The following is a 17,681-nucleotide window of genomic DNA, read 5'->3' as shown; positions in this document are numbered from 1 at the left end:
CGAGGCCAGAGCACTTCGCCCAGTTGGGTAGGGCGTTTGATTTCGGATCAAAAGGTCGCGGGTTCAAATCCCGCAATGTTCACCACCGCCGCGGTCGGGCGGCCTCTCGCTGATTTTCCTGCCCTCGCGCTCGCTCGCCTGCCCTGCCCGCGGCGAGCGAGCGCGCGTGCGAATCGCGGCGGCGCGACGCGTCGCCTCGCGGACCTGCGCCTCGCGGCTCGCAGTGCTCGAGAGCACGCCGGCGCATCACGGAGCGCAGATCGCTGACGGACCTGACCTCGCCCCACGCTCGATCGCTCATGAGCGCGACGAGGGAATCAGCTCGAGACGCGCGTCCGGTGGTCCTCGCAACGCGCAGCGATGCGAACGACTCGAGTCATCCCGACACGCCGGCCGCTCCATCACCGCCAGGACTCTCGCGCATGCGACAGCGGCCTCGACCGAGCCGCCCTCACAGCCGCTCGCTCGGCCCCCGGAACGTCCTTCACCGCCAGCGGCCTCGAGCATCTACACGGGCAGCTGCGGCCGCTCGTGCAGCGCGTGCGATTGACCGACCCGTCCACCTCCCGTACCGTCTCTGGCGGGCTGCACCGCCAGCGTTCGCCCGGACCGCTCGTCTCCATTCACCGACAGAGAGCCGCATGACCGCCGCCAATCGAGTCGAACCGCGCGCCGCTGCCCCCGAGCGGATCCTCTCCCTCGATCGTCTCGCCGCTCTCTCGAGCGACGCACTGCGCGGCCTCTACGCCCGCGGCTCGGTGCCCGACGATCTCACCGCGCTCGACGGTCGCCCCAAGGGCCGCATGTTGACCGTCCGCGGCCTCGAGCACGGCCCCGCCTGCCGCTTCTTACGCGCCCTCGCCCGCCACCCGCGCTTCCCGTGGGACGGCAAGAGCTTCTTCCCCGCCGACGCCGACGAGGGCCGCGGGATCAACCGCGTCAACCTGGTCGTCCGCCGCTTCGAGTGGTTCCCCTTCGCCACCCGCGTCGAACCCTCGGTGGTCGACGGCGAGCCGTGCGTCTACCTCGACTACGAGCAGCCGGGCAACCCGTGGTTCATCGCCCGGATCCGCGACGAGATCCGCGAGGTCGCCCCCGACCTGTACCTCGGCCCCGCCATGTGGAAGCGCGACGACGGCCGGGCCGCCCACGTGCTGTGGTTCGCCGTCGACTTCAGCACCCCCTCGAAAATCTGAGGTCGCCGGAGCGTCCCCGTGGCCAGGGCTCGAGGACATGTCTTCGGTGACATGCTCGTAGCGACAGGAACGCGAGGACATGTCCCCGCGGACCGCCTCACCGATGCCCGGCCCGTCGGCGCCAGCCCGAGCGCCGGCAGCCCGAAACGACATCCGATTGCGCCGCCCGTCGCGCGCGCAATCGGCCGCGACCGCCGGCCGCGCTGCCCGCCGTGACCCCCGGACCGCCCCCGGACGCGGGCCGCTCGCTCACCCGCGTGGCATACTCGTGGACCCCCCGTGCTGCGCCGCTTCGCCCTGCTCGGCGACATCCACGCCGAGGATCGCCGCCTCGCCCTCGCGCTGACCTGGCTCCAAGGACAGGCTCTCGACGCCGTCCTCGCCGTCGGCGACCTCTGCGACGGCCGCGGCGACCCGACCGCTGTTGTGCCTTGCTGGCCGCGCACCGGGTCCTCGCCGTCCGCGGCAACCATGACCGCTGGCTGCTCGGCGACGAGCTCCGCGGCCTGACCTACGCCCACCAGGCCGTCGACCTCGCCCCGGCCACGCTCGCCTATTTGTCGGCCTTGCCCGCCACGCGCCGGCTGGCGACGGTGCGCGGCGATCTCCTGCTCGGCCACGGCGTCGGTGACGACGACATGGTGCGTCTGCGCCCGCACCACACCGGCTACGACCTCGAGGCCAACTTCGCCCTCGGCGATCTGCTCGCCGATCCGTCGCTGCCGCTGGCCGCCGGCGGCCACACCCACCAGCGCATGGTCCGCGCCTTCGCCCGCCCGGTCGGTCTTCCGCTCGTGTTCATCAACCCGGGCACCCTGCACCCCGACCACGACAGCGGCTTCGCAGTCGTCGATCTCGAGCGCGGCCAGGTCGCCTACCACGACCTGGTCGAGCAGGCCGGCGGCTCGCTCGCGGTGCAGGCAGCCGAGGTCGAGCCGCTGCCCTGAGTCGCGGTTCGTCGCGCTCGAAGGGGCATGTCCGCCACGACATGCCTCTTCACACATGTCACGTAGGACATGCCCATGACGACATGCGCCTCACAGGCACTCGTTGCGCGGGTCGCCCGGCTCGTGGCACTTGAGGCACACGCGGTGGTTGCGGGCCGCCAGCGCCGAGCAGCGCATCGACGCCGCGAACCCGGGCCCGTGCGGGCTGACGTTGAGCCCCGGCATCGCGGCGCTGGTGGTCGCGTGGCAGGCCAGGCAGCTGTCCTCGGTGTGGCAGCTGGCGCAGGTGGCGATGTTGCGCTGCGCCGCGAACGCGTGGCTCTGCGGCGAGTCCGGCGGGCCCTCCCAGCCGATCGGGTGGAACCGCAGCGACGAGCCCACGCCGAACTTCGCGTCCGGCCCGTCGCCCATGCCGAGCCGCTGGTGGCAGGCCAGGCAGTCGGTCTGCATGCGGTGGCACGACTGGCAGTCCTGCGTGTTCGCGCGGGCGTCGAGCGCGTGCGTCGTCATGTAGTCGGCCGCGTGGATCCGCATCGGCCGGACCGCGCCGGCGTGGCAGTCGGTGCAGAACGTCTCGTCATGGCACTGCGCGCACAGCTTCGGGTTGGCCTTGGCGATCCCGCGGTGGTCCTCGACGAACGCGAGGTCGTGCGCCGCGCCCCACGAGCTCTTGCCGCGGGGCACCAGCGCCGGCATCACGCGGTCGCTGAAGCTGCGCGTCGCCAGCTTGCCGTTGGTGTCGGCCGGGTGGCAGGTCGCGCAGCGGCTGCTCGCCTTGCGCCCGTCATGGCAGGTCAAGCACGACGCCTCGCTCGGCAGCTGCAGCACCGTCGCCATGCGCACCTTCGACATGTCGCCGTGGCACGACTGACAGTTGGCCCCGGCCGCCAGGTGCTTCTTGTGCGAGAACTGCAGGTTGGCCTTGGGCGCGCGCAGGGTCGCGGTCACCCGCCCCTCGGACAGGCGCGTGTGGCACTGCCCGCAGCGGGCCGGCTCGGTCGCCGGCCGCGGGTGCTGCGGCCCGTGGCAGCTGTCGCACACCGCCCCGGTCGGGAAGTTGAAGTCGGCGACCTTGTCGCTCTCGCCGATCTTGGTGTGGCAGCGCGCGCACGCCAGCCCGAGCCCGAGGTGCTGCCCGTGGTTGAAGCGCAGCGGGATGTCCTGCTCCGGGTACACCGGGCTGCCGCCGCGCATCGGTCCGTGCGTCACCGGGGCGGTCGCCGGGATCTCGCCGACCGTGAGGCCGCCGCCCGCCTGCACGTAAAGACCTGTCCCGAAGGCCAGCCCAAGAATCACGCCCGCGACCGCCGCGAACCGCCCCTGGCCTCGCCCTTCCCGCCGCGTCGTGTTCGTGTGCCGCGTCATGCTCACCTCCGCACCCGGATCGACCAGTCGGCAGTCAGCGCGCCGAACAGCCGGAAGGCCTGCGAGTAAAAGGTCGTGAACATCTCCTCGCCGAGCACCGCGAGATGGATGCCGCGCCACAGCTGGGCGTTGAAGCCGAGCTGCAGCGCCACGCTGTAGCCGCGCCGCGCCTCGGTCACCTCGTCGCGGTAGTACACGCCGTAGATGCGGGCGTCGAGGGCCAGGCGGTCCCACCACACCATCGTCCGCGTGTCGAGGCTGCCGCCGGCGCGCGTCCCGCCCTCGCCGCCGAGGCCGTAGCCGTCGAGCCTGCCGGAGAAGCGGCGCCCGCGGTACGCCGCCGAGGCCCCGCCGCCGGCCCCGAGCTGCAGCGACTTCACCGGCGACGTGCCGAGCGCCGCCGTCGTCTCGCTGCGGAAGAACCGCATCTGGCCGCGCGCCTGCAGCGAGATCCGCGGCATCGGCCGCGCCTCGAACACCAGCCGCGCGTCCTCGAACGGCGTCAGCGCGAACACGTTGAAGATCGAGTCGAGGTCGAAGATCGGCAGCGTGCGGATGTACAGCGCGCGCAGCAGGTGCTGCTGCGTGAACGCCAGCTGCAGCCCCGCGGTCACGTCGTCGAGGCGACCTGTCCCAAGGTTCATGCGCAGCGCGCCGTACGGGCTGACCCGCCCGCCGGCGAAGTTGCCGGCGAAGCTGGCGCTGACGACCTCCTGGTCGACCCCCGACGGCAGGCCGAGGCTGCCGTCGTCGTCGACCAGCTTGCGGTTGACGCTCGCGGGCGAGAACGTGCGCCGGTAGGCCACGCGCGCGTCGATCCACTTGAGCCCCCACAGCGACACCCCGGCGCCGAACATCGGCGAGAACGCGCGGTCGGCCGCGGTCCCCTGGGTGCCGTCGAGCTCGAACGTCGGCAGGCCGAACACCGCGGTGCCGTCGACCTGCAGCCCGCCGAACGCCTCGAGCGCGAGGTGGGCCGGGATCCGCACCCGCGCCCACCCGCCGTCGAACGCGTACCAGTCGAGCCCGCTGAACTCGAACTGGCGCCCGAGCTTGAAGTCGACCCGGTTGCCGAGGTTCTCGCCCTCGAGGTAAGCGAACATCACGTCGATCTGGCGCCCGTCGATCGCGTTGACCAGGCGCGCCGCCCGGTCGTCGCCCGGGCGCACGTAGCTGCCGAAGTCGTGGCGCAGCCGCATCGACGTCACGATCCGCAGCTGGCCGTCCTCCCACGCGCGCCGCTTCTCGTCGGCCGCGCGCGGCGGCAGCAGCTCGTAGACCCCGAGGTTGACGTACTGGACCAGCCGGCGCCGCGACAGCAGCTGTCCTTCGGGACCTGGCACTTGGACCATGTACCCTTCGCCGAGAGTGCGGGCGACCGCGCGCACCTCGGTCGCGGCGGCCTCGTCGGGGGTCGCAGCGATCACCGCGGCCAGCGCGAGCGGCAGGGCCCGGACGCGCCCCCGGCCCGGCGCGCCGGCGACGCTGTGCGCGATCGATCCCCCTGCCCGCAGCAATCGCTCGTATGCTAAGCCATCCGCCGGCCCTCGGTCTCGGCCGATCGCCGTCACCACCACTCGCCCCAGGGCCACCCTTTGCCGCGCTCCCGTCTCGCACGACCCAGGTCCGCCGCGCCTTCCCCTCGCTCCGCCGCCGCGCTGCGACCCGGCGCCGCGCGCACGGACCCCTCCGCCGTCGGACCTGCGCACGCAGCCGGAGTCTCTGCGCCGCTCCCCGCATCGATCCCGGCGACGATGACCGCGACTTCATCTTCGCGTGACTCCGGCTCCGCCCGCGAACCCGCGCCCGAGTCCCGGTTCGCGACTTCCGGCTCGCGCGCCCCAGCGCCGACCTCCCGCTCCGCGGCTCCCTCCGGATCCGCCGTTCCGCTCGCAGTTCCCGACCGCCCCTCTTCCAGCGCTGTTTTGGGCTCCGCCGCTCCGCTCGTACTCCCTGGCGTCACGACCTCGTCGACGCGATCCGCCGCGCCCGCGCTGCGGCGCAGGGCCCGCCTCGGCGCTCTCGGCCTCGGCCTCGCGCTCTTCGCCTGTCGGCCGCAGTCGACCACCGCGCCCGACGCCACCGGCCCGGTCGCGTGGATCGACGCCGACCCGCTGAAGCCGGCCGAGATCCCGGCCGCCAACGCCTCCTCGCGCGCCGCCGTCGCGCGCCTCGATCGCCTGCTCGACCTCCTCGACGCCGCGCGCTTCACCGGCGACGAGGGCGCGCGCGAGGCCCTGTGGACCGCGCTCGGCGGCGCCGCCATGGGCCGCGGCCCCGAGGCCACCCGCGAGGCCGAGACGCGGCTGCTCACCGAGGCCCTGGCCCTCGATCTCAAGCCCGACCTCGACGACGACGCGCGCGGCTTCGTCGCCGGCGCGATCACCCTGTTGTCCGCCGATCTCGGGCTCGTCGCCGGCAGCGAGGACCTCTCGGTGCGGGTCGCCGCCTACCGCAACATCGCCGAGGACGGCCACCCGCGCGCCGCCGACAACGCCCGCTGGCGGCTCTACGACCACGTGCGCGGCTGTCTCGCCGGCGCCGCCGCGGCCGTGCCCGACCGACGGCTCGAGGTCGCGGTCCACGGCCTTTATGTCCGCGAGGACAGCCTCGCCGCCTGGCTCGACGATCGGGCCGTCCACGCCCAGGCCCCGTGGCCGCCGCCGTCCGAGCTGTGGGGCCTGCTCGGCGCCGAGCGCGACGCCCTGGCCGCCCTGCCGCGCTGGCGCGGCGCCCTGGCCCGCCGCGACCGCGACGATGCTGTCCTTCAGGACACCTTCCTCGCCGCGCTCCCGGCCGCCCGCGACCCCGCGTGGGACCTCCAGCGCGTGCCCGCCGGGACTGGCCGCCAGGACAGCCTCGCCCCCGTCGTCGGCATCGCCGGCGAGGACGTCACGGTCGACCTCGGCCGCCCTGGCGCGCGCCGCAGCACCCGCGGCGCGCCCGAGCTGGTGCGCGCCGTCGAGGCCGCCCTGGCCCGCGACGGCCGCGGCGCCGTGCTCCTGGTCGCCCCGCCGCTCTTGCCCTCGCCCGCCCTCAATTCGATCCTCCGCACCTTGCTGGACGCCCGCGTCGCCCGCATCGAGTCGGCGGTGCGCGAGCCCCGGCTGCCCGAAGGGACAGGTGACATCGTCGCCACCCTCCCGTTCGAGGTCGTGCGCCCGAGCGACCAGGGCCCGGCCGCGCAGGTCCTCTCGCGCGCCCGCGTGCGGGTCCACCTCAGCGGCCGCGGCCCGCGGCTGGCCGTCGACGGCGGCTGGCTCGACCTCCTGCCCGGCCCGTCCGACCTCGACGCCCAGCTCGCCCGCCTCGATCGCGCCTACCCGCGCGAGCGCATGGTGACCCTCACTCTCGGCGACGACGTGCTCTACCAGCAGCTGCAGGACCTGCTGCGCGCGCTGGTCGGCGGCCCGCAGCGGCGCTTCGACGTCGTCGCCTGGACCCCGGCCGCCGCCCCGCCGCCCGCCGACCTGCCCGAGAAGACGCTGGCCGAGGCCCGCCGCAAGCTCGACGTCCGCGCCAACCTGTTCCCGCGGACCGCCAGCGCCGGCCTGGTCCTGCCCGCCCCGCCGCCCGGCGCCCCGGCCGAACCGCTCCTGCCCGAGGGCGACCAGAAGCGCGCCGAGGCGCTCGCCCTCGGCTTCGTCCGCTGCCTGCCCGAGCTCGAGACCCCCCTGCGCGCCGGCGAGGCCGTCGACGTCGAGCTCCGCTTCGAGGAGGGCCGCCTCGCCGGCGTCGAGCCCAAGCCGCCCAAGACCCGCGTCCCCGCGCCCCGCCTGGCCGCCTTCAAGACCTGCGTCGAGGACGAGGCCCGCGGCTTCCGCCTGCGCGAGCAGCAGGCCAGCGTCCGCTTCACCGTCCGCGTCCGCCCGAGCTGAACGGCATGCCCACCCGCCGCCGACGCGCCTGCCTCGAAGAACATGTCCTGCAGGACATGCTCATCCCGACCTGCGCGTCCGTACCTGCCCCTCGCGCCATGTCCTTCGTGACCTGCCCCTTCGAGCAGGCGCGTCAGATCGCCCCCGCTCGGGCCATGTCGCAGCCCGAGGGTGCGCCCGGCCTCCGCCGCCGACCCGCCGCACCTGCCCCTCGCGCCATGTCCCTCACGACCTGCCCCATCGAGCATGTCCTCTCGGCCATGCTCGCACGCCCCCGTCCCGCGCCTCCGCGCGCCCGCGAGGCCTCGTGATCCGCGCCGCCCGCTCGCTCGTCCCCGCCCGCGCGGCCGTGCTCCTCGCCGGCGCCCTCGCGGCCGCGGCCGCCTTCACGCCCGGCTGCGAGCCCGCCTTCGACTGCCAGGCGCCCGTCGACGGCGAGGCCCTCGAGCTCTCGGGCGACGGCGCGGGCGCCACCATGGACTCGTTTTGCAGCGCCTACACCCTCGGCGTCGAGGTCGACGCGCTGATCGTGCACGGCACGCGGATCCAGCACCTCCAGCTGCCGTGTCTGTGCGGCGTGACGCAGTCGATCGAGATCACCGACAACCCCGATCTCGTCGACCTGAGCGGCCTCGGGCGCGTGCGGGCGATCGGCGGCGGCCTGGTCGTCGCCCGCAACCCCAGGCTCGAGACACTCACGGGCCTGCCTGTCGACGCCGCGCTCGGCGTCGCCGTCGACGAGTCCAGCATCGTCATCGAGAACAACGACGCGCTGGTCGACCTCGCCGGCCTGCCCGACGGCGGCGGCGAGCTCAAGGGCGACCTCCAGATCGTCGGCAACGCGCGCCTCGCCAGCCTGTCCGCGCTGCCGCCCAAGCTCACGCGCGTCCGCGGCCTGCGGGTCGCCGGCAACCCCGCGCTCGACTCGCTCGCGGGCCTGCCCGAGGGCCTGACCGCCATCGGCGACGGCGGCCTCGTCGTCGCCGACAACCTGGGCCTGCGCGATCTCGGCGGCCTCCCGCCGGGCCTCGACCGCATCGACGGCCCGCTCGAGATCCGCGGCAACACGGCCCTCGAGCAGCTCCACGGCCTCCCCGAGTCCCTCCTCATCGTCGGCGGTGACCTCGAGATCAGCAGCAACCCCGCCCTGCGCGACCTGTCCGGCTTGCCCGAAGGCTTGCAGGTCGCCGGCGTGCTCGAGATCCGCGACGACGATCGCCTCGTCGATCTGTCCGGCCTGCCCGCCGGCCTCCAGCTCGGCATCGACTCCGAGAGCGGCGACAGCTTGCGCATCCAGGCCAACGACGGCCTGCTCGACCTCGCCGGCCTGCCCGCCGGCATCACCGCCCTGGCCGGCAGCGCGCGCATCGTCGGCAACCCCGGCTTGAGCGATCTATCCGGGCTCTTCGGCGACCTGCGGAAGATCGGCGGCAGCCTCGAGATCGGCCAGAACCACGGCCTCGTCGACCTCGCCGGCCTGCCCGACGGCCTCCAGCTCGGCATCGATCGCCTCGGTCTCAGCCTCGTCGTCGCCGACAACCAGGGCTTAGGGCGCCTCACCGGCTACCCGGCCAGCCTCGCGGCGCTCCCCGGCGGCCTCGCAATCCTGCAGAACCACGGCCTGCACGACCTGACCGGCCTCGAGCAGCTGCGCCACGTCGTCGGCGACCTCGTCCTCGGCCGCCGGCGGGTCAGCGACCTCGACCTCCCCTGCACCGACCCCGAAGCGCCCGGCGGTAACGACGGCCTCGCGGCCCTCACCGGCCTGTCCGCGCTCGAGCGCGTCGACGGCACCCTCGCCATCGCCTGCAACCAGGCTCTCGTCGCCCTCGACGCCTTCGCCGCCCTGCACACCGTCGAGGGCAGCCTGATCTTGCAGGAGAACCCGGCCCTCGCCGACATCACCGGCCTGGGCGGCCCGGACGGCGCCTTGACGCGCGTCGGCGGCCTCTTCGAACTCCACTGCAGCCCCTTGCTCGATCTCGAGGCCGTCGTCGCAGTGCTCGATCACGTCGACGATCCCGTCCCCGCGATCCTCGACCTCGCCTGCCCGTGACAGTCGCCATGCGCGGCGATAGGCTGCGACGATGAGCGGGCCTGTATACGAAACGCTGTACCAATTCAGCCGCAGCTTGACCGACGATCACATCGACGAGGATCAGTCGGAGGTCGAGACGGGTAACAACCGCACGGTCCAGTGCCAGGCCGTCCACGCGCGCGGCAAGCTCGACGGCCGGGCCGTGGTCGTCTCGTATCACTCGCACTATTTCCTCGCCGCCCGCGGCTACCACTACATCCCCAACGTCCTCGAAGTGTTCGTCACCGGCAACCACCTCAAGTTCGAGGGCGAGTGTCGCGCCCGCAGCTTCGCCGACAAGCTCGCCCGGTGGTTCGGCGGCGGCGGCCGGCGCGGCCCCGACCCGATCTTCGACGTCTGCCGGATCGACGCCCCGCGCGACGCCGACCTCGCCGACTTCGCCCGCCCCGACTTCACCGCCCGCCTCGCCGCCCTCAGCAGTCACGTCCACTGCCTCAAGGTCCAGGTCCAGGCCGGCACCGGCATCAACGCCCTCTTCCACGGCACCCACTACCGCAGCTCGCTCCCCCGCCTCCAGGCCATCGTCCACGACGTCGCCGCCCTCGCCGCCGCCTGACCCGAGAGACATCCGCGAGCGACATGTCCCCAGAGACATCTCACTCCCGACGCCTCCACCCGCGAGCCCTCGGCCGCACAGCTGGCCCCACCGAGCGCTGGCAGACCCTCGCCGACCACGGACGACCTGCCCCGAGAGACATATCGCTCCCCACGCCTCGGCCCGCGAGCCTCAGCCATCACAGCCACGCCCACGCATCGGCCCAGGCGCGCACCTCGATCGTCACCGCCCACGACGTCGGATCCGGTCCCCACGCCGTCAGCAGCACCCGCCGCCTGTACCGCGACACGCACACGTGCGGCCCCTCGCGCAGCCCGCTCATCCACGTCAGCGGCGACTCTGCTTCGCCCCACGGCTGCTCGCCCAGCGCCGCCAGACGCACCAGCTGGCACCACGGCAGCGGCACCACCAGCTGCGCCCCCGGCGGTAGTTGCGGCGACTCGATCACCAGCGCCGGGTCCTCGATCCCGCCGCCGCAGTCGATCGTCAACTCTCGCAGCCGCAGCGCCTCGTTCCACGTCGCGCGCTCGTGGTGCCACACGTTCCCGCCGCCGGGGTCATGTCCCGGACGCGCGACCGGCCGCCCCACGCGGTAGCGCAGCCGGGCCAGCCGGCCCGCAGTCGCCTGTAGCGGCGTCGCATCGACCTCCTGCTCGTGCACCACCGACTCGTGCAGCGCGTACCAGTGAGGCCCACTGCAATCGCGGTGGCCGACCCCGATCTCGAGGCCGCACGCGCACACCAGGTTGGGCGGGCCGGAGCCGCCGTAGGCCAGGCCGCAGCAGCCCGCGGTGCGCCGCGAGTCCGGGTGGACCTGCACCCACCACCTCGTCAGCGGCGCAAACAACCACGGATAGCTCGCGGGGTGACCCCCCAGGTACGAATCGCGAAGCCCCGGGTGATCCCAGCGCACGAACCACTGCGCCGGCAGCAGCCACGTCTGACTCTCGAACGGATTCAGCGCCTCCGCCAGCTCGAGCTCGCGCGACCACGGCGTCAGCACCTCGCCGCAGCGAGGACAGCGGAACCGCGAGCGCATCGGCGTCACCCGGCCATTTTATCCCAAGGCCGTCCATCCGCGACACCGCGCGCCGCTGCGCCACCGAGCAGCACCGCACCTCTGCCTTCAGCTAGCCTCGCTAGCCTCGCCGTCAGCGCACCTCGTCACCACCGGCGAGCCTTGCCCTCAGTACCGCGAGCCTCGCTGTCAGCACCGGCGAGGCTCGCCGTCAGCACCGGCGAGCCTCGCTGTCAGCCCCGCAAGCCTCGCCATCAGCACCCGCCACCCTGGCCCTCATCGGCTAGCCGCGCCCTCAGCATCCGTGACTCCTTCCCCGTCGGGACCCGCCACCTTCACCGCAAGCACCCCGCGACTCTCGTCTCCAGCACCTGAGAGCTCCCCGCCAAAGATGCCACGCCGTCAGGGACGCGAGAAGGCGTCTGTTCGGCGGCCAGTCCTGGCCGTCGAACAGGCGCCCCGCAACCTGCTCCCGGGGACATCCCGCATCGAAGCCCACGACGGCGAGGCCGCCTCTCACGGCTGCAGCCGTGCCAGGGGTCCGGGGAAGGGCCGGCCGCGAATTAGAGGCGAGATGGGCGCGAGGAACGAGCGTCCATCCCGCCGGTTAACTCGCGGCCGGCCCTTCCCCGGACCCCCCGCGAGGCGCAGTCGGCAATATGCGAAGCGCCACCCCGCAATCGTCGAGGTCGAGCCCCGTCGACCTCTCGATCATCCAAGGACATGTCCCATCCACCATTACCGAAAGGACATGACCCCGAAGACATGCCCGCGAGGACATGCCTCCGGCCATCGAATCCTCAAAACGGCTGCAAGAACGTCAAGTTCACCCCGACCCGCGGCAACTGAAAGTCCCCCGGTGCGACCCCCTGATAGTCCGCCAGATAATCCGGCAGCACCTCGTCGAGGCAAGTCGTGCGGCGGCGGACCAGCGGCACCGCCACATCGAAGCGGACGAACTGCGGCGTCACCCCGAGCAGCTGCAGGAAAGCAGTCACCCCGTAGCCGACCTGCCCGTACCAGCTCTCCTTCCCGAACCACCCGCGCAGCGTGTCGCACGGGGACACCGAAGCCACCCCCGTGAACAGCGTCCCCCCGATCCCGCGCAGCCAGAACAGGTGCACCAGGTTCACGTTGAAGTTCGACCAGAACATGTGGCGGTACTCGAGCTGGGCCAGCGCCACCCCGCGGCCGAACAGCTCGTTCCCGCCGTACGCCCCGAGCCCGTCGACCCCGCCCGCCCGGACCAGGCTGCGGAACTCCGGGCGGCCGACGATCGGCACCATCATCGTCAGCTCGAGCCGGCTCGCCAGAGTGTGCTGGTGCGCCAGCGGCCAGATGTGCACCCACGACGCCGACGCAGTCAGGCCGTGGCGATGGTCGGGCGCCGGCACCCCCGTGCGCAGCGTCTCCTGCGCGTACAGCCCGAACGCCAGCCGGTGCCCGCGATCCGGCCACAGGCTGAACTTGCGCGTGTCGTCGATGATCGACAATGACTGGGCGAAGCGCACCCCTCCGACCCCGTCGAGCCCGCGGGCCGTCAGCGAGTGGACCTCGCCGAACAGGCGCACCCGCCCGCGGCGGCGCCGGCGGTTGACCTTCTCGCCGAACCACACCGTCGCCCCGCCGCCGATCGCCGCCGCCGACTCGCGGTCGCGGTGCAGCTGCAGGTGCCCGATCGACCTGAGATCGCGGCGCCGGCTCATCTCGAACAGCACTCGCCCCGACAGCGCCTGCAGCCGGGCCGCCGGCGTGTTTCCGGCCAGGAACTCCGACGCCGACACCTCGAAGCCGAACCCCGTGTAGACGAAGCGGAAGCTCGGCGGCGAGCGGTTGTTGTACAGCGGGTCGACGTTGCGCTGCTTCCCCTGCGGCTCCTCGAGCAGGCGCGTGCGCGGGTCCACCATCACCGACCGCAGCTTGTGCTGCGTCTCGAGCGTGAACACGTGGTCGATCGTGCCTGTCCCCGGAGACACCTCGATGTTCGTCCCCGACCCGGTCGAGCCGTTCCACACCAGGTAGTGACGCTGCCCGCCGCGCTCCGTCGCCAGCACCTGCACCGGCTCGATCGCCGCGTGCTCCCCCTCGCGGCGGATCGTGATCGTGTGGCGCCAGCGGCCGTCGCCCTGCTGCTCGCTGTCGACCTTGTGCACCGAGTAGTCGACCTCCGGATACGTCGCCAGCCACTGATCGAAGAACCACCCGAGCGAGTGCCCGTAGGCCGCCTCGGCCGCGGCCACCGGATCGGCGGTGCGCTCGCGGACCACCTTCTCGTAGAACGCCTCGCGCTGGCTCGGCGTCAGCAGGTCGACCATCTTCTCGTGGATCCGGCGCCCCGTGGGCAGCGGGTGCGAGAAGTACAGCGGGTGCAGGCGCAGCGGCATCACGTCCTCGCTGCCGCGGAAGTAGCTCTGCGCGAACGCGGCCTGGCCGGTGTAGAGGAAGTTGTCCACCATCGGCACGAACGTGATCCGCCGCAGGATGTCGCTGGCGAACTCGTCGCCCTGAGCGCGGCGGGCCCGCCACACGTCGAGCAGCGCCGTCGCGGTCGCGTCGTACAGCCACAGATCGGTCGACGGGTCGTGGCGGCCGACGTAGGCCCCGTACATGATCTCGTCGAGCATCGCCCGGGCCGCCGCCGCCTGATGGAAGCCCTGGAACCGCCGGCCTGGCGACACCTGCAGGAACTGGTCGCTGACCAGCACCGCCGACGGGTGCGCCTGGGCGATCTCGGCCCGCAGCGGCCCCTGCACCACCGTGATCCGGCTGTCGGGCGGCGGCTCCAGGCCCGCGAGCGTGGCCACGTCGATCGCCTCGCGGGCGATCCGCAGCATGTGGCCGGGCACGTCGCGGTACAGCTGCAGCTTGCGCTCGTCGGGCACCTGGTCGCCGGGCCGCCAGAACATGTGCAGCACCTCGATCTCCACCCCGCGCCAGGTCTCGCGGGCCCGCTTCCAGCGCGGGCCCCAGAACACCTCCGGGTAGGCCACCTCGGCCGCCCCGACCGCGCCGCTGGCGACCACCAGCTCGTCGCGCCCCAGCAGCTTCGCCTCTCTGTCTGTCGGGACATGTCCCGGAGACCATGTCGGAACCGCGGCGAACCGCGCGTCGACCGTCCAGCGCGCCGGCGTCACCACCCGCGCGTCCGGGTCGAGGCGCGAGCCGCCGCGGGCCTTCGCGCTCGGCAACGGCGCCACCGCGCCGCTGAGGCTGCAGCGCCGGCGCGAGCAGCCGAACGGCCAGTAGCGGCGCGGCACCTCGACCGTGTACTCGAGCGTGAGCGTGTCTGTCCCTTCGGACAGGGTCACCTCGACGTCGCGGCGCGAGTTGACCTGCCGCACCGCGGTCGCGCCGGAGTGCCCGCCGACCACCATCCGGCCGCGGCGGAACGGTCCGTCGAGGTAGGTCGCCTTGGCCACCTCGTCGAGCTCGAACGGCTCGCGCTCGAGCGCCTCGGCGAAGTTCAGCAGCACCAGCTGCTCGCCGGCGCGGGCCGGGCGGCTGAGCTTGTACGTCGCGTGGCCGACGGCCGCGCCGCCCGAGAGCGGCACCCGTCTGCCGTTCGGCAGCCGCTCTCCGCCGCGCACCACCTCCAGGCGGACCTCGACCGCCGTCACCGCGAGGTCGTTGCTCGTCGGGGCGGCCGTCGGCAGCGGGTCCGAAGGCGGTCCGGTCGGCAGGTCCGACGGCGCGTGAGCTTGCGGCGAAGACAGGTCCGACGGATGTGAAGCGTCGCCCTCGCCCGCGGGCGACGACGACAGAGACGGCGCGCGTCGGACCGCCCACGGGTGGGCTTCCACGGCCGGGGTCGCCGTCGCGACCGCGAGTCCGACCAACCACGGCGCGAGCAGCCCACTGGACAACCGCGCTCTTCTGGGGCCAGCCACCGCCTGCCTGAAGAGTGCCCGACCTCTCCCCACCGCACCAGGGCCAGCCGCTCACCCGGCGTCCGGCGCGGGTTTGCCCCCCGTTTCCCGCCACGAGCTTGCCCACCGCCCGGGCCGGGCTCTACAGTCGTCATGGCGGGTCCCGCCGGAGCTTACGCCATGACTTCGCTTTCTCGATGGTTCCGCGTCGCGCGCGCGGAAGGTTTGAACGGTTCGTCGGAGGCGCTCGCGTCGGCGGGCGGCACGACACAGGCCCGACCGCTGCCCGTCAGCGAGTGGCTCCGCGGCTTCACCCTCGGCCTGCTGGTGGCCGTGGGCTGCGGCCGCAGCGATTATCTCGGCCCCTGTGCCAGCGACGCCGACTGCGGCACCGGCTACATCTGCGCCCAGGACGGCGTGTGCATCGAGGTCGGCGGCGAGTGTGTCGTCGACGACGACTGCCCCGACGGCGAAAAGTGCCTCAACTACGAGTGCGTCGGGCCCCAGGTGTGCGACGACAACCTCGAGTGCCCCCCGGGCACGATCTGCGTCATCCCCGAGGGCGAGGACATGGGCGTGTGCCAGGGCCCGCCGCCGACCTGCCCGCCCTGCCCGGTCGGCACCGAGTGCGACGGCAACGGCCAGTGCGTCCCGGTCGACCCGCCCGCCTGCCAGAACGACTTCGAGTGCCCCGAGGGCCAGGTCTGCATCAACGGCGAATGCTCCTCCGCCGGCGAGTGCGAGTTCGACTTCGAGTGCCCGTTCGAGCAGCAGTGCGTCGAGGGCCAGTGCGTCCCGGTCGGCTGCGACTTCTGCCAGTGCGAGAACGACTTCGACTGCCCCTTCGGCCAGGTCTGCGTCGACAACTTCTGCCAGCCGGAGTGCTTCAGCAACGACCAGTGCCCGTTCGGCGAGGTCTGCATCGACGGCGCCTGCGTCCAGGGCGAGTGCAGCATCGACGCCGACTGCCCGCCCAACCAGGTGTGCGAGAACGGCTTCTGCCAGGCCCAGTTCTGCTTCGACAGCACCGACTGCGACCCCGGCGAGCAGTGCATCGACTTCCAGTGCGTCCCCGGGGGCATGTGCCAGATCGACGCCGACTGCCCGCCCGGCAACGAGTGCGAGAACGGCCAGTGCGTCCCGATCGCCGGCTGCAACACCGACCTCGACTGCCCGCCCGGGCAGCAGTGCCAGGGCGGCGTGTGCATCCCCGGCCAGCTGTGCATGAGCGACGCCGACTGCCCGCCCGGCGAGCAGTGCATCAACGGCGTGTGCTTCTTCCCGCCCGAGTGCATCGAGGACGTCGACTGCCCGCCCGGTCAGCTGTGCGTCGACGGCGACTGCCAGGACCCGCCGCCTCCCATCTGCATGGCCGACGTCGACTGCCCTCCGGGACAGTTCTGCAACCAGCAGACCAAGCTGTGCGAGCTGATCCCGCCGCCGCAGTGCATCGACAACGACGACTGCCCGGTCGGCCAGATCTGCGACGCCAACCAGCAGTGCGTCGACGCCCCGCCGCCGCAGTGCATCGACAACGACGACTGCCCGGTCGGCCAGATCTGCGACGCCAACCAGCAGTGCGTCCCCATCGTCCCCCAGTGCATCGACAACGACGACTGCCCCGTCGGCCAGATCTGCGACGCCAACCAGCAGTGCGTCCCCATCGTCCCTCAGTGCATCGACAACGATGACTGCCCGGTCGGCCAGATCTGCGACGCCAACCAGCAGTGCGTCGACGCTCCGCCCCCGCAGTGCATCGACAACGACGACTGCCCCGTCGGCCAGATCTGCGACGCCAACCAGCAGTGCGTCGACGCTCCGCCTCCGCAGTGCATCGACAACGACGACTGCCCGGTCGGCCAGATCTGCGACGCCAACCAGCAGTGCGTCCCCATCGTCCCCCAGTGCATCGACAACGATGACTGCCCGGTCGGCCAGATCTGCGACGCCAACCAGCAGTGCGTCGATGCTCCGCCTCCGCAGTGCATCGACAACGATGACTGCCCGGTCGGCCAGATCTGCGACGCCAACCAGCAGTGCGTCCCCATCGTCCCCCAGTGCATCGACAACGACGACTGCCCGGTCGGCCAGATCTGCGACGCCAACCAGCAGTGCGTCCCCATCGTCCCGCAGTGCATCGACAACGACGACTGCCCGGTCGGCCAGATCTGCGACGCCAACCAGCAGTGCGTCGACGCTCCGCCGCCGCAGTGCATCGACAACGACGACTGCCCGGTCGGCCAGATCTGCGACGCCAACCAGCAGTGCGTCGACGCTCCGCCGCCCGTGTGCGTCAGCAACGACGAATGCACCCTCGACGAGGTCTGCATCGCCGGCACCTGCACCTTCATCGGTGACTGCCAGACCGACGCCCATTGCGCGACCGGCCAGACCTGCCAGGCCGGCGTGTGCACCGGCTCGCCGCAATGCACGACCAACGCCGAGTGCGCCGCCAACGAGTTCTGCCTGTTCGGCGAGTGCTTCGCGCCGAAGATGTGCGTCAAGAACAAGGACTGCGACACCGGCCAGATCTGCGTATTCGGCCTGTGCTCCGCCGGAGTCGAGTGCGCCGAGCATGCCGACTGCGGCGCCGGTCAGGCCTGCTTCGAGGGTCACTGCAACACCCTGTGATCGGCGCGAGCCGCTGACTCGCCCGAGCCCGCAGCGCCGCCGCTGCGGGCTCGTGACGTCCAGCGAGCGGCATGTCGCCCCCTCGGCGCGCTGGCAGAGGACGCAGGCGCAGCTCCCTGGAACATC

Annotated in this window: 10 protein-coding genes and 1 tRNA gene; 7 read left to right on the top strand and 4 right to left on the bottom strand. The window is 72.6% G+C overall.

Features of this window, described 5'->3' with window-relative positions:
* Positions 1 to 8: 8 nt before the first annotated feature.
* The 3 genes from OV090_RS25750 to OV090_RS25740 all read left to right on the top strand — a co-directional run bounded on the left by OV090_RS25750 (position 9) and on the right by OV090_RS25740 (position 2,143).
* A tRNA-Arg gene (locus OV090_RS25750) sits at positions 9 to 85 on the top strand.
* A 556-nt stretch (positions 86 to 641) separates the two neighbouring features.
* On the top strand, positions 642 to 1,196 hold the full coding sequence (locus OV090_RS25745) for a hypothetical protein (RefSeq protein ID WP_267707258.1): 555 nt from the start codon (positions 642 to 644) through the stop codon (positions 1,194 to 1,196).
* A gap of 431 nt (positions 1,197 to 1,627) precedes the next feature.
* Complete coding sequence (locus OV090_RS25740; protein ID WP_267707257.1) at positions 1,628 to 2,143, top strand: metallophosphoesterase family protein; 516 nt, start codon at positions 1,628 to 1,630, stop codon at positions 2,141 to 2,143.
* A gap of 90 nt (positions 2,144 to 2,233) precedes the next feature.
* Here OV090_RS25740 and OV090_RS25735 read toward each other — a convergent pair whose 3' ends face one another.
* Both OV090_RS25735 and OV090_RS25730 read right to left on the bottom strand, forming a co-directional pair.
* Positions 2,234 to 3,508 carry a cytochrome c3 family protein gene (locus OV090_RS25735; RefSeq protein WP_267707256.1) on the bottom strand — a complete coding sequence of 425 codons (1,275 nt, stop codon included), beginning with the start codon at positions 3,506 to 3,508 and terminating at the stop codon, positions 2,234 to 2,236.
* Positions 3,509 to 3,510: 2 nt separating this feature from the next.
* On the bottom strand, positions 3,511 to 5,025 hold the full coding sequence (locus tag OV090_RS25730) for a hypothetical protein (protein WP_267707255.1): 1,515 nt from the start codon (positions 5,023 to 5,025) through the stop codon (positions 3,511 to 3,513).
* Positions 5,026 to 5,433: 408 nt separating this feature from the next.
* On the opposite strand from OV090_RS25730, the gene OV090_RS25725 reads away from it, so the two are divergent.
* The 3 genes from OV090_RS25725 to OV090_RS25715 all read left to right on the top strand — a co-directional run bounded on the left by OV090_RS25725 (position 5,434) and on the right by OV090_RS25715 (position 10,040).
* Positions 5,434 to 7,386 carry a hypothetical protein gene (locus tag OV090_RS25725; RefSeq protein ID WP_267707254.1) on the top strand — a complete coding sequence of 651 codons (1,953 nt, stop codon included), beginning with the start codon at positions 5,434 to 5,436 and terminating at the stop codon, positions 7,384 to 7,386.
* Positions 7,387 to 7,693: 307 nt separating this feature from the next.
* The gene (locus OV090_RS25720) at positions 7,694 to 9,442 is read left to right on the top strand and encodes a hypothetical protein (protein WP_267707253.1); all 1,749 of its coding nucleotides are present in this window, start codon (positions 7,694 to 7,696) and stop codon (positions 9,440 to 9,442) included.
* Positions 9,443 to 9,473: 31 nt separating this feature from the next.
* Positions 9,474 to 10,040, top strand: coding sequence for a hypothetical protein (locus OV090_RS25715; RefSeq protein ID WP_267707252.1), 567 nt, complete (start codon positions 9,474 to 9,476; stop codon positions 10,038 to 10,040).
* Positions 10,041 to 10,218: 178 nt separating this feature from the next.
* Here OV090_RS25715 and OV090_RS25710 read toward each other — a convergent pair whose 3' ends face one another.
* Together OV090_RS25710 and OV090_RS25705 are read right to left on the bottom strand one after the other, a co-directional pair.
* Positions 10,219 to 11,088: a hypothetical protein gene (locus tag OV090_RS25710; RefSeq protein WP_267707251.1), complete on the bottom strand. Its 870-nt coding sequence runs from the start codon at positions 11,086 to 11,088 to the stop codon at positions 10,219 to 10,221.
* A gap of 770 nt (positions 11,089 to 11,858) precedes the next feature.
* Positions 11,859 to 14,921 (bottom strand): hypothetical protein, encoded by a 3,063-nt coding sequence (locus tag OV090_RS25705; protein ID WP_267707250.1) that lies wholly within the window; start codon positions 14,919 to 14,921, stop codon positions 11,859 to 11,861.
* Positions 14,922 to 15,104: 183 nt separating this feature from the next.
* Here OV090_RS25705 and OV090_RS25700 point away from each other — a divergent pair, with 183 nt between their 5' ends.
* Entirely contained in the window at positions 15,105 to 17,555 is a 2,451-nt protein-coding gene (locus OV090_RS25700; RefSeq protein ID WP_267707249.1) for a hypothetical protein, read from the top strand.
* The last annotated feature ends 126 nt before the right edge of the window (positions 17,556 to 17,681 follow it).

This window comes from Nannocystis sp. RBIL2, from assembly GCF_026626745.1.
Classification (GTDB): domain Bacteria; phylum Myxococcota_A; class Polyangia; order Nannocystales; family Nannocystaceae; genus Nannocystis.
This window is presented reverse-complemented; position numbering and strand designations above follow the sequence as displayed.